At 55.2% G+C, this 11,238-nt stretch carries 14 protein-coding genes; all 14 read right to left on the minus strand.

Features of this window, described 5'->3' with window-relative positions:
- Nucleotides 1–3 precede the first annotated feature (3 nt).
- Nucleotides 4–1,002, minus strand: coding sequence for a hypothetical protein (locus ACMWKK_RS00120; RefSeq protein WP_112780868.1), 999 nt, complete (start codon nt 1,000–1,002; stop codon nt 4–6).
- Between the two features lie 16 nt (nt 1,003–1,018).
- Nucleotides 1,019–1,816 (minus strand): PP2C family protein-serine/threonine phosphatase, encoded by a 798-nt coding sequence (locus ACMWKK_RS00125; RefSeq protein WP_112780867.1) that lies wholly within the window; start codon nt 1,814–1,816, stop codon nt 1,019–1,021.
- Nucleotides 1,813–3,576 carry a type VI secretion system-associated FHA domain protein TagH gene (gene tagH, locus ACMWKK_RS00130; RefSeq protein ID WP_112780866.1) on the minus strand — a complete coding sequence of 588 codons (1,764 nt, stop codon included), beginning with the start codon at nt 3,574–3,576 and terminating at the stop codon, nt 1,813–1,815. The genes ACMWKK_RS00125 and tagH overlap by 4 nt, the downstream gene beginning before the upstream one ends.
- Nucleotides 3,577–4,167: 591 nt before the next feature.
- Complete coding sequence (locus ACMWKK_RS00135) at nt 4,168–4,566, minus strand: hypothetical protein (RefSeq protein WP_112780865.1); 399 nt, start codon at nt 4,564–4,566, stop codon at nt 4,168–4,170.
- Between the two features lie 64 nt (nt 4,567–4,630).
- Nucleotides 4,631–4,822 (minus strand): hypothetical protein, encoded by a 192-nt coding sequence (locus ACMWKK_RS00140; protein ID WP_112780864.1) that lies wholly within the window; start codon nt 4,820–4,822, stop codon nt 4,631–4,633.
- Nucleotides 4,823–4,872: 50 nt separating this feature from the next.
- Nucleotides 4,873–5,226, minus strand: coding sequence for a T6SS amidase immunity protein Tai4 family protein (locus tag ACMWKK_RS00145; protein ID WP_112780863.1), 354 nt, complete (start codon nt 5,224–5,226; stop codon nt 4,873–4,875).
- Nucleotide 5,227: 1 nt separating this feature from the next.
- A complete protein-coding gene (locus ACMWKK_RS00150) occupies nt 5,228–5,650 on the minus strand; it encodes a putative T6SS immunity periplasmic lipoprotein (protein WP_112780862.1) in 423 nt (140 codons plus the stop codon).
- Nucleotides 5,651–5,717: 67 nt separating this feature from the next.
- Entirely contained in the window at nt 5,718–6,200 is a 483-nt protein-coding gene (locus ACMWKK_RS00155; RefSeq protein ID WP_014884229.1) for an Hcp family type VI secretion system effector, read from the minus strand.
- A 180-nt stretch (nt 6,201–6,380) separates the two neighbouring features.
- Nucleotides 6,381–6,806, minus strand: coding sequence for a T6SS amidase immunity protein Tai4 family protein (locus ACMWKK_RS00160; RefSeq protein ID WP_112780861.1), 426 nt, complete (start codon nt 6,804–6,806; stop codon nt 6,381–6,383).
- Nucleotides 6,803–7,309 (minus strand): type VI secretion system amidase effector protein Tae4, encoded by a 507-nt coding sequence (locus tag ACMWKK_RS00165; RefSeq protein ID WP_029591754.1) that lies wholly within the window; start codon nt 7,307–7,309, stop codon nt 6,803–6,805. Before ACMWKK_RS00165 ends, ACMWKK_RS00160 begins: the two co-directional genes overlap by 4 nt.
- Nucleotides 7,310–7,374: 65 nt before the next feature.
- Nucleotides 7,375–8,874: a type VI secretion system contractile sheath large subunit gene (gene tssC, locus ACMWKK_RS00170; RefSeq protein WP_028018712.1), complete on the minus strand. Its 1,500-nt coding sequence runs from the start codon at nt 8,872–8,874 to the stop codon at nt 7,375–7,377.
- A 3-nt stretch (nt 8,875–8,877) separates the two neighbouring features.
- Complete coding sequence (gene tssB, locus ACMWKK_RS00175) at nt 8,878–9,402, minus strand: type VI secretion system contractile sheath small subunit (RefSeq protein WP_008502644.1); 525 nt, start codon at nt 9,400–9,402, stop codon at nt 8,878–8,880.
- Nucleotides 9,403–9,477: 75 nt separating this feature from the next.
- Nucleotides 9,478–10,494: a type VI secretion system protein TssA gene (gene tssA / locus ACMWKK_RS00180; protein ID WP_112780860.1), complete on the minus strand. Its 1,017-nt coding sequence runs from the start codon at nt 10,492–10,494 to the stop codon at nt 9,478–9,480.
- Between the two features lie 11 nt (nt 10,495–10,505).
- Nucleotides 10,506–11,222, minus strand: a complete 717-nt coding sequence (gene tagF / locus ACMWKK_RS00185) for a type VI secretion system-associated protein TagF (RefSeq protein WP_045326652.1) — start codon at nt 11,220–11,222, stop codon at nt 10,506–10,508.
- Between the last annotated feature and the right edge of the window lie 16 nt (nt 11,223–11,238).

The following is an 11,238-nucleotide window of genomic DNA, read 5'->3' on the forward strand; positions in this document are numbered from 1 at the left end:
TCCTTAATTCGCCGCGCGCCAGGCGCCAACGGCCGGATCGCGCAGCTGAGGACGCAGGGTGTCAATCAGCACGATATTCAGCGGAGCGCCAGGTGCGACCCAGGCGCTCCACGTTTTTTTCACCGCCGCGATACGCGCCTGCAGTTTTGCGTCATCGCTGGCGATCTCGCGGGAAATCTCTACCGCGACGGTGCCGTTGCTCTTCCAGCTGTTCAGGGCATTGTCGTAAGGCAGGATCATCCAGCTCTGGTCGCTGTCAGGCGTGCTGAAGACCATGCGCTCTTTGTTGACGGAGGTGATCAGCGCCTTTTCCGGGTCGGCGCTTTGATTCAGCCCCGTCACCGGGAAGCCGTGGATGTAAGTCACCGCCATCTCTTTCTGCCCGCCGTTGCGGGACTGCGACACAACGGTGTGCCCGCTCAGCCAGCTGCCGTTACCGCAGCGGGTGGTGTCAGAAGCGGGAATAAAGAGCGCCGGTGCAGAAGCGCCCCCTTCCCAGAAGGTGCGCAGGTGGCAGCCGTCCTGGAGGGTAAACTCCTGCCACGGCGTGCGGTCCGCGGCAACCGTGCGGGAAGCCACGTCCTGGTCTGGCGGCAGCAGCGCGCCGCTGGCGGTGGCTGCGGTGACGGTTTCAGCAGGCGCGGCCTGCTCCTGTTTCACCACCAGCGCCCAGTCCTGCGCTTTGGCTGCCGTGCCCTGCGCCAGCGTGGTACCCGCCGGATCGTTAAGCGTCCAGCTGAGTTTACTCACTTTGCTGCACTGGTGTTCCAGCAGCGAGCCAAGACGCGGCACAAAGTTCTCCAGCACGGAGACGTCTTTCTTGCCGTTCGCCACGATGCGCAGCGCCACCTCAGGCTTACACCAGCTCTGCGGCGTGTTGTCTTTGATGTTGTCGATCCAGATATCCAGCTTCTGCGCAGGAGACTGCACGATGCGGAAATTCTCAGCCTGCGCGGCGGAGGTCGCCGCCAGAAGTGCCAAACCCGATAGCCAAAGTTTCATATCGTTCCTTGTGTGTCTAATCAGTTCCGCAGGGAAGAAATTGTGCTGCGTCAGAGAGAGTGTGCAGCAAAGTGGTGTCCTGAGGGTTGCCCATCCATACCGCCAGGGCGGTATAGTTATCCTGCGCATTCCCCTCCTGCTCGCCATTCTTTTGAATGATTTGGTTCATTAAGGTCAGCCACTCCTGCGGCGTATTGACCATATGCAGCGACTGCTTCATCTGCTCTTCGCTGACGCCGTGCCAGAAGCCGTCGGTGCAGAGCAAGAACGCATCGCCGTCCTCCACCTGCACCACGTCGCTGTAGCTCGCTTCCGGCCCGCCGTTTTCAATTCCCAGCGCCAGATAGAGCAGGTTGCTGTTCAGGTTGTCGGTCTGGTGCCCGGCATCCTTCATCTGCTGCACCAGGCTGTGGTCGGTGGTCACATGCCACAGCCATCCCCGGCGAAACAGGTACAGGCGGCTGTCTCCGGCGTGCGCCCAGTAGGCTAGCCCGTAATCCCGGTCAATGAACAGGCTGACCAGCGTCGTGCCCATCCGGCGATAGTCCTGAACGACCTGCTGTTCGCTGAGGATGGTGCGATTCGCCGTCTGCACGTAGTCGCGAATGTGCTGCGCATTAAGATGTTTGTCGCCATCAAAGCGGGAGATAATGCTGTTGCGGGCCAGCTCGGCAGCCACCTCTCCGCCCGGCAGCCCCGCAATGCCGTCGCAGACGACAAAGCAGGCTGAACGTTCCCCGATGGTTTCTCCCGTCTGATCCTGGTTGCTGGCGCGCGTCCCCTGGCGGGAGAGAGAAGCCGTTGCGATATTCATTTGTCTTCCGATCCGCTCTGTGAGTCTTTGTACTGATTCACCTCCATGTCATACGCATGGAGGAAGGCTTCGCCAAACAGGGTGTGGAAGTCATCCTCAATCTCGCCCGCCGTCTCGCCATAGCTGCGAACAAAATAGTCCCACAGGGCGGCTTTGCGGCTGCCCGGCAGCGCCAGACGCGAGGTCATGCCGTTCTGCTTCGCCTGCTCTTCCAGCTGCTCCGGGTTAAAGGACTGCAGCATCGCGGCGATAATGGCGCGGATGCCGGAGATCATCCCCAGCTGGTGCGCCTGCAGATCGATCAGCGCGTCGCGCACGGACTTTGTTGGCGGCATAAAGCCCGGCATCGGGGTGCCGAACATCTGGATCAGGACGGTTTTGCCGGTCGGCAACAGCTTGAACGGGTTGTTGGCATCGTCCAGCACCATGGTCATGTCGGCTTTTACGCCGCGCTTGAGGATGGAGCGCGAGGAGAGCAGCGCCACGGTCCCCTGGGAGAACATGCCGAGGATCTGTCCCAGCTGACGCATATTTTCACGGTCAAACTGCGGGACGGGCTGCATTTCGCTCAGCCCCATCCCCTCCAGCAGCGCTTCAAGCAGTTCGCCCTGCAGCACGTCGCCCTTCTCACCGTTATTTGCCGTGGCGGCTGGAGAGGCAGCGTTATTGACCGGGTCGATGCGCAGGCGGCCCTTCGGTGCCTGCGCGCTGCTGCGCGCAACGGCCTGTGGCGTCGGCATCGTGAAGCCAGCGTAATCCGGTCGCGCCGGCTCTTCTTCAGCACGCGGTTCTTCCTGCGGCTCAGGGGCGAACAGCGGCGAATCGGCCAGCACGTCCTCTGCCTGCTCAGGTTCCGGCACTGGCGCAGGCTTATCGTCAATCATGTCATCCGGATGGGTTAACGGCGCGCCGCCCATCAGCCCGAGCGGGTCGTCATTTCGCGCGGCCGGCGCGCTGGCCTTACCGCCAAACAGCGCCAGCGGATCGAGCTCATCCGCCGCCTCTTGCTCTGGCTTAACGGGGTTCGTCTCGCCCGGCGGTACCAGCGTAGACGGGGTAACGTCGTCGAAAATGCTCTCTTTTTTGAACAACGCCTCGTCGCTGAACAGCGTGTCCGGGTCGACATGCTTACGCTCGAGCGTGGGATCGCTGTCGTTGAACATCGCCAGCGGATCTTCGGCGTTACGCTCCGGGGCCGCAGGCTGAGAGAACGGATCGTGCGACACCGCAGGCTGCGGTTTTGTGCGGTTGCTGGAGATGCTGTCGGAAATGGAGAACTCCTGCATCAGGCTATCCCAGATTTCCGTTGGCACGGCGGTCGGTTCGGTTTTTCCGCGCGGTGCGGCACTGGCCGGTTTCGGCTGTGGAGCGGGCTCGGATGCGGCTGCCGGACGCGCCTGCTGCTGCATGCTGGCCGCCATACGGCTCACGGGCTGCGTGTCGTGGATAAGCTCGGCCACTTCGATGCGGTAGTCATCAATACCGAGAATGTCGCCATCCTGCAGTTCAACCTGACGCCCCCGCTCCAGCGGAATATCATTCAATACCACGCGGGTGACGCTGCCACGGTTGGTGACGCGGCATTCACCATTGGCGTCAACGTGAACAATAGCCTGCAGACGAGAGATGGTGCGGTCATTGTCCGGCAACACCAGATTGTTATCCGTACCGCGCCCAATAGTGCCGCCCGGGGCGTAAAAATCACAGCTGCTTTGCGGCGGCTGATGACCGGGTTTTGTAGAAATAATCGTGAATCGCATGGCGTATTCCTGCTGGTATGATTAGCGCTCAAACGCTGCCGCTCTCGGGGCGAGAACGGCGGCGTTTGAGAAATTGGATATCAAAAACTATTTAATGAAGGTGATAAAATATAATCCAACAATGAGCCATAGAGTGAATATTAACGCCTGTAATTTATAACGACGATGTAACTTTAGCATCCAGCCAATTCTTTCTTCAGGTAACGACTGCACATATTTGTAAGCATCTTCCTGAACAAGCCTTAAGCCGTAAATTTCATTTTAACGCCTTTATAAAGGCGTACAAACCAGATTATTTTTTGGTAATTGGCCAGCGAACCTAAAAAAGAAGCATAGTCGGTTACAAGATCCAGATCATATCCTTTGCGCCGGTAGTCTGAAAGTAACTGATTATAATCCGCCTCGTGTTTTTTGAAATAACGAGAACTGAGCAAATCCATTATCACAACAACCAGCAACAAAACTATAATAAAAAAAACAAGTCATCCATATTTACCTTAACTAGCTCCTGGCAGATAAAATTACATATACTCGGAACGTCATCGCAAGTACTAGCCAAAAAAAATTATTATTTAAATTTTCAATGTATAATTAAATTTCATTAACGCCTGCTAGTATTAAAAGCAGCACAAACAAAAAAGTGGCAACTTTAACTTTCCTGTTATAGGAATTAACCCACGATAATTCAAAGTTAGATAAAATTGCGTTGCAAGATTGAGGTTCAAGCCAGCGTGATTCCGTCAACTTTATACGCTTGCCACGCACAAGCCTTGATAAAATTGTGGTGCGAAAACCAAAACCCCAAAAGCCAATATTTTTCCAGACCTGATAATCCTCTTCCTTGAGTAAATTCTCCTGGGTGAGCGATTCATATATTTTATCAACCTGACCGGAATGTTTTCGGTAATCAATATAAAACGTCAGAACAAGAATTATAAAAACAAAAAAAATAAAAACAATAAAAGCAGAGTAAATATTATCAGAAATCACACTAGTCTCCGCTAAATATTAAATTATTCATTTGTTCTCCTACAAGTCCTCCAACCTAGATTGGTTAACACTCTGCGGTGTCAGCAACAATTAATATCTGCCCAGGCTTAACCCACGCTGTATCTTGATTCAGCTGCATAAAATATTCGGATTTTTCAGTGCGTGAATTCCCAAATAATTGTCTTGCCTGGAAATCCAGCGTACCCGGTTGCTGTACCACACAGTAACCCGGAGCAACATTTGACTGATTCGCCATGAAAAAACTCCCTGTATCTCATCTAAAACGCATAATTAAATGGGAAAACACTATTTTCGGCTTTTGAGCGAACGAATTGCGTCGCTATTGGCGATTAAGCTGTACTTCAATACCTGATAATGCCCCTGCTCAGTACCGCCGACTTTCTCTTTCAGTAGGGTATCAATCACCTTATCAGCTTTTTCAAAATTCTCTGCAGGCAGATCGCTGGCTTCAAACCATGCGGCGGCACTGGCCTCTGCATCATCCCTCAGACTTTTACTGTCCGCAATCCTGCCGATACATCGATTTTGCACCCAGTTTTTAAAGATTTGTTGCTGAGAAAAAGCACTCACATCAGGGAGGGTTTGGGAACAAGCAACTGAGGCATTTAAAACCAATACAAGCAGCAATAAACGTTTCATTTCAGGCACCAGAAAGTTGCGTTGGTATAAATAACTTAAACCGGCCTGAGGGACCTTCCTCTAAAATGAAACGAGCCGCATAACGAATAAAACCGTTTTTCCCTGACACTTTCAGAGCAACATCATATTCTCCCGCTTGCCACGTAATCCCCGTCCACTGATGACATTGTTGAGTTGTTAACGTCACTTCAGGGCTAAACGTTGACGGCGGCGATATCGCCTTCCATTCATTTCCCGCGCGTCTCATTATGGTGGGTGAATGACTGGTGACAGGCGCGTCTACCCCAGAGTCAGCAGGAATAGCAAAGCAGGGCTCGTTGTTCTTTAGCGTAACCAAAAGCGACTGATATTGTGCTGGATGAGACACACAGCCGCTAGCCATTAACGTGACTCCAAACACAACGAATAACTTTTGCATAACCATGCCCGCCTATCCTTAGGGCCCTTAAGGTTAATAATGGCCGGGGAAAACTCCCCGGCCACACACGCGATTACGCTTCTTTGTTCTCTTTGATGTTCCAGCCAGCGCTGCTTTCAGCACCTTTACCACCGGCAGTGGTTTGCTCCCAGTACTGCTGTTTCACTTTCGCAGCCTGGAATGCGTAGGTCACACCAACGGTATCGCCGTTGTCTGCACCGGTATACTGAACAGAGGTCACAAGCACATCTTCCAGCGTGATGCGGGTGTATTCCACCTGCTGGCCGCCGGCTTTACAGACGGACAGTTCAACTTTGGTCAGGTGTTTACCGCTGGCGCAGTGCTTCAGGATAGCGGTGGTGGATTTGTCGATCAGGGCGTTAACGTGCAGGTCGTTGAAGTTAACTTTACCGGCACCGCCGCCACCGCCAACGCTCATATTACCTGGCTGGGAAGCGCCCCAGGAGAAGGAGGTAATATCAGTCCAGCCGGTGTGGTTAGAATCTTTAGATTCGCCCGTAACACCCTCGACCTTCAGAAACATATCAATAGCCATAATATCTACTCTTCGTGGATGAACAATATTGCTTTCGAAAAAGCACTTATATGGCAAACAGGAAAGCATGGGGCTGAATAAAACCGTCCATATTTTACCTCTGCCTCACATCAAATGACCCGTGTCATTTGACAGTCTTACATTCCCCCTGAATGAACGGAAAGAATGTGAAGTCTTTTACTATTGTGGATTATCCTGAATCCATGTGCGGTCAGGATTTCCAATGATTAATTGAGGAACAAGTTTATTAAGTTCGTCACTATGATAAAGACGTAAACAATTTAAGGTTACGCCTTTTACCTCGGGCTTTCTCTCAGAATGAAAGGCATTGGTTGCACCTTTATATTTGTTAATAAGGGCATTAATTTTGTCATTGCCATTTTCAATATCGAAAGGCACCCATTCCAGTAATGCACTACTGCTACGCGCTGCATCCAGAGAAAACTGGCTTTTATCATCTGAAACTTGTGCCAGGCAGCGAGAAAAAACAACGTCTTTAATAACTTGCTTATACGGCATTTTTTTGACAAACAACACCGGGTCGTCAGTTGCATAAACAGAGGAGGAACTGGCGAGCAACAGTAGACTAACAATCATTTTTTTCATGGCAACTCCCAAAAATTAGCTTTGGTCGTCGTGTAATTCGTCTCCGGCGCATTGAAATAACAGTGATCCGAACAGGTTAAACCATTCCAGAATGTTGCATGACCTGCGGCGTCACTCCAGCCCTGTACCTCAAACAGAATTACGCCCTTTTTGTTGGCTAATTGCTGAACGGGTAAGGAAGGATAACTCACAATCATGTCAGGTTTACCCCACTGACGCGTCAGCCAGGCAATGACATCCTTTACGCGGTAGAAGTACCATTTATTATCAGCACCGGATACCGTGAGATTTGCAATACGCGGAACGGGATGCCCGGTATAGTTAAGAACATAACTCATGCGTACGGCACAACTATTTGACCACCCACCCTGATCTTGCGGTATTTCGAAGTTGTGCTTAACCTTACCGCCGATAACTTGCTTAACTTTGCCGATAGAATCATTTGCATCGTAAATACGTGTTGCCGCCGCCCAGGCAGCAACAAACGAAGGTCTCGCGGTCATATTTCCTCTCAAATTTCCATACTACACAGCCAGCGCCGGGGATGGTTTCCCGGCGGCAATTGTCATCACGCATCCTTCGTCTTCAGCGACGGCAGTTTAGAAACCAGACGCAGGGAAACGGTCAAACCTTCCAGCTGGTAGTGCGGACGCAGGAAGAACTTCGCGGCGTAGTAGCCCGGGTTGTCCTCAATCTCCTGCACCTGCACTTCCGCAGCCGCCAGCGGCTTGCGGGACTTGGTCTCCTGGGAGGAGTTCGCCGGGTCGCCGTCCACGTAGTTCATCACCCAGTCGTTCAGCCAGCGCTCCATCTCTTCGCGCTCGCGGAAGGAGCCGATTTTGTCGCGCACGATGCACTTCAGGTAGTGGGCAAAGCGGCAGCAGGCGAACAGATAAGGCAGGCGGGAGGCCAGACGCGCGTTGGCGGTGGCATCCGGGTCGTGGTACTCGGCCGGTTTCTGCAGGGACTGCGCGCCGATGAAGGCGGCAAAGTCGGAGTTTTTGCGGTGAACCAGCGGCATAAAGCCGTTTTTCGCCAGCTCAGCTTCACGACGATCGCTGATGGCGATCTCGGTCGGGCACTTCATGTCCACGCCGCCGTCGTCGCTCGGGAAGGTGTGGCACGGCAGATTTTCCACCGCCCCGCCGGACTCCACGCCGCGGATCGAGGTGCACCAGCCGTACTCTTTGAAGGAACGGTTGATGTTGGCGGCCATCGCGTAGGCGGCGTTCGCCCAGGAGTAGCTGTTGTGGTTCGCGCCGTCGGTCTGCTCTTCAAAGTCAAAGCTGTCGACCGGGTTGGTGCGAATACCGTACGGCAGGCGCGACAGGAAGCGCGGCATCACCAGGCCCAGGTAGCGGGCGTCTTCAGATTCACGCAGCGAACGCCAGGCGGCGTATTCGGTGTTCTGGAAAATTTTGGTCAGGTCGCGCGGGTTGGCCAGCTCCTGCCAGGACTCCATCTGCATCACGCCCGGTGCGGTACCGGTGATGAACGGACAGTGCGCCGCAGAGCCGATACGCGCCATTTCGCCCAGCAGCTCAACGTCCTGCGGGCTGTGGTCGAAGTAGTAGTCGCCCACGATGCAGCCAAACGGCTCGCCGCCAAACTGGCCGTACTCCTGCTCGTAGATTTTCTTGAAGATCGGGCTCTGGTCCCAGCCCACGCCCTTGTAGCGCTTCAGGGTGCGGCCCAGCTCCTGCTTGGAGATGCTCATAAAGCGGATTTTCAGCATCTCGTCGGTTTCGGTGTTGTTCACCAGGTAGCTCAGACCGCGCCAGGCGCTCTCCAGCTTCTGAAACTCGTCGTGGTGAATGATCTGGTTCACCTGCTGCGAGAGCTGCTCGTCGATACCGGCAATCAGGTTCTGGATGGTGCGGTAGGTATCGTTCGAGAAGGTGACGGTATTTTCCAGCGCCTGCTGCGCCAGGGTTTTAACTGCGCTTTCTACGGCGGAGCGGGCCTGATCGGTTTTCGGGCGGAACTCTTTGTTCAGCAGCGCGCTGAATTCATCCTGGCTGAACGCCTGACCCGCCTGCTGCTCATGTTGTTGAGTCTGGTTGCTCATCGATTATTCCTCGCTACCTTTCGCACTTTCGTCATTTTTCGGCAACTGGCTCAGGGATTTGAGCAGCGTCGGATCCTGCAGAATTTTAGCGATCAGCTCTTCCGCCCCGTTTTTGCCGTCCATATAGGTCAGCAGGTTGGAGAGCTGGGTACGCGCTTCCAGCAGCTTGTTCAGCGGCTCGACCTTGCGGGCGACGGCATCCGGCAGGAAGTCGTCCATGCTGTCGAAGGTCAGATCGACGTTGAGCTTGCCTTCGCCGGTCAGGGTGTTATCCACCTGGAACGCCACGCGCGGCTTCAGCGCCTTCATGCGTTCGTCAAAGTTGTCGATGTCGATTTCGAGGAATTTACGCTCGTCGACGGCCGGCAGATTTTCCACCGGTTTGCCGACCAGATCGGCCATGACGCCCATCACAAACGGCAGCTGAATTTTACGTTCTGCACCGTAGATCTCTACGTCGTACTCGATCTGCACGCGGGGGGCACGGTTACGTGCGATGAATTTCTGCCCACTGTTACTCATTGCCATGATGTTCTCCATCAAAGATGCGCGGTGAAGGTGAAACGGCAGGCTCCATGCCTGTCGTCATAATGCCTGGACGCGCTATTCGCGGCGCCCAAAGATGTTTTCCAGCTGGTTAACGCCGTCTGGCGCCAGGTCGCGAATAATGTCCATAAAGTTAAGTTCTGACAGCCGCTGCACCCGTTCAATCATCAGCGGCGCGGGGTGGCTCGGTTCGTACTGCGCAAAATACTGCTTCGCTTTTTCCAGCATCAGCTGCGCGTCGGCGCGGCTGGTGACCTGCACGCTGCGCCAGTCGGCGACCGTCTGAACGGGCTGCGCGGCCGCAGGCTGCGGCGCAGCCTGCGTTTGGGCCTGCGCCTCACGGTTCGGCAGCAGCGTGCTGATGTCGGTCACCTGACAGGCGCTCGCCACCAGCCCTACGGTTTTCAGCAGCTGCTCCATCTCGGGCACGCCGCTTTCACCAAGATGCCCGATAAGCAGCCCGCGAATGGCCAGCAGCCGTTCGTTAATGACGATAACCGCAGCGGTTCCCGGCTGGTTGCCGCGAGAGAGCTCGTCAATCAGCCGCGGACGGCCGCCGGGATAGTCCGGACACTCCGTCTTGCTGCCGTCCAGCAGCGCCTGAGCATCCTTGAGCGAGATTTCATCGCCGTTGGAACGCAGCAGCGAGGCGTTACGCACGGCGACGGTAAGATCGGATTTGTCGCTCAGCCCTGCCAGGGCGTTAATGCGATAAAACGGGTCGGTTTCGCCATACTCTTCCAGCAGCGGATAGAGCGGCTCCCAGTAACGGGCGATGGCCTCCTGCACCAGCAATAACCCGTCCGCGTAGCCCGCAAGCCCGCGGCGGCGCGTCCAGGCGTGGGTTAACGCCAGCAGTACGCGAAGATCTTTGGTGCGGGACAACAGGCTGGTGGCGTATTTTTCCACCGTGTTCCAGTCCGCGGGCTCTGCCGGGATAATGGTGTCGCCAAACTGCTGTTCCGCTTTCCCAAGGCTTGCCTGATTCATGGCCTGGAAGTCAGCGTCGTACTCCAGGTTTTCGCCGCAGGGCCTGTCGGCGCTTATCGGCGCGAGAAATTCTTCGATATTCATGAGATCCCTGCTTATTCAAACATGGGCGGATAGAGACCGTGACGCCCCGGACGGGCGCCGCCTGCCGGGTCGAACAGCAGGGTGAAAAGCTGCCCGGTAAAGTTACCGCTGTGCACGTGGGTGTACAGCGGGTAACCGTCGCAGCGGTTGGTCCACCAGTAGCTGGTCTGGCGCAGCGGATCAAAACACTCTGCCGCCTGAGGCCAGCCCAGCGTGCTCTGGCCGTCCTCGTCATAGCCAATCACATCCAGGATGTCGGAGCGCTTTTGCGGCTCGACGGGCTGCGGTGCCGGAATGGTCATCAGCATCTCATCCAGCTGCGAGGCGGAAAAACTGTTGCGCACCGCGTGCAGCCCCAGGCGCCCAATCTGCTGGTACCAGCTTTCAGACTGGCTCAGCAGGCTGCTCGACCACTCTGACGGAGAGAAGCTCAGCTGAAGGCAAACCGGGTACTGTCGGCCCACGCTGTCGCGGCCGGGAAGCAGGCAGCCCATCTGGATCATCTGGCTGCCCAGCATGGGCGGTACCACAAAATTCCAGACCGGCGCTTTGTGGAACTGTCGCTCGCCGCTGCGCTGCTCTTCCTGCTGCCAGGCCAGCAGGCCGACCTGGAACCAGTGTGACCACTGGCGCTGTAAAGTGTCAGGAAAGCGGCGCTGCAAAAAATCTCCGGCGCTGGGCAACTTGCCGTACCAGCTGTAGCGGTTCATCGCAGGGGTATTCGTCATACGGCTGTCCTTGCGG

Origin of the sequence: Enterobacter sp. 01-M-03-SI-ECC (genome assembly GCF_047530215.1) — a bacterium.
Classification (GTDB): domain Bacteria; phylum Pseudomonadota; class Gammaproteobacteria; order Enterobacterales; family Enterobacteriaceae; genus Enterobacter; species Enterobacter chengduensis.

Excerpts from the sequence above, each read along its gene's own strand:
- ACMWKK_RS00165 (WP_029591754.1), bottom strand. The coding sequence starts at position 7,309 with ATGACCGCGAGACCTTCGTTTGTTGCTGCCTGGGCGGCGGCAACACGT.
- ACMWKK_RS00155 (WP_014884229.1), bottom strand. The coding sequence starts at position 6,200 with ATGGCTATTGATATGTTTCTGAAGGTCGAGGGTGTTACGGGCGAATCT.
- ACMWKK_RS00150 (WP_112780862.1), bottom strand. The coding sequence starts at position 5,650 with ATGGTTATGCAAAAGTTATTCGTTGTGTTTGGAGTCACGTTAATGGCT.
- ACMWKK_RS00145 (WP_112780863.1), bottom strand. The coding sequence starts at position 5,226 with ATGAAACGTTTATTGCTGCTTGTATTGGTTTTAAATGCCTCAGTTGCT.
- tssB (WP_008502644.1), bottom strand. The coding sequence starts at position 9,402 with ATGGCAATGAGTAACAGTGGGCAGAAATTCATCGCACGTAACCGTGCC.
- ACMWKK_RS00140 (WP_112780864.1), bottom strand. The coding sequence starts at position 4,822 with ATGGCGAATCAGTCAAATGTTGCTCCGGGTTACTGTGTGGTACAGCAA.
- tssA (WP_112780860.1), bottom strand. The coding sequence starts at position 10,494 with ATGAATATCGAAGAATTTCTCGCGCCGATAAGCGCCGACAGGCCCTGC.
- ACMWKK_RS00125 (WP_112780867.1), bottom strand. The coding sequence starts at position 1,816 with ATGAATATCGCAACGGCTTCTCTCTCCCGCCAGGGGACGCGCGCCAGC.
- tagF (WP_045326652.1), bottom strand. The coding sequence starts at position 11,222 with ATGACGAATACCCCTGCGATGAACCGCTACAGCTGGTACGGCAAGTTG.
- tagH (WP_112780866.1), bottom strand. The coding sequence starts at position 3,576 with ATGCGATTCACGATTATTTCTACAAAACCCGGTCATCAGCCGCCGCAA.
- ACMWKK_RS00120 (WP_112780868.1), bottom strand. The coding sequence starts at position 1,002 with ATGAAACTTTGGCTATCGGGTTTGGCACTTCTGGCGGCGACCTCCGCC.
- ACMWKK_RS00160 (WP_112780861.1), bottom strand. The coding sequence starts at position 6,806 with ATGAAAAAAATGATTGTTAGTCTACTGTTGCTCGCCAGTTCCTCCTCT.
- tssC (WP_028018712.1), bottom strand. The coding sequence starts at position 8,874 with ATGAGCAACCAGACTCAACAACATGAGCAGCAGGCGGGTCAGGCGTTC.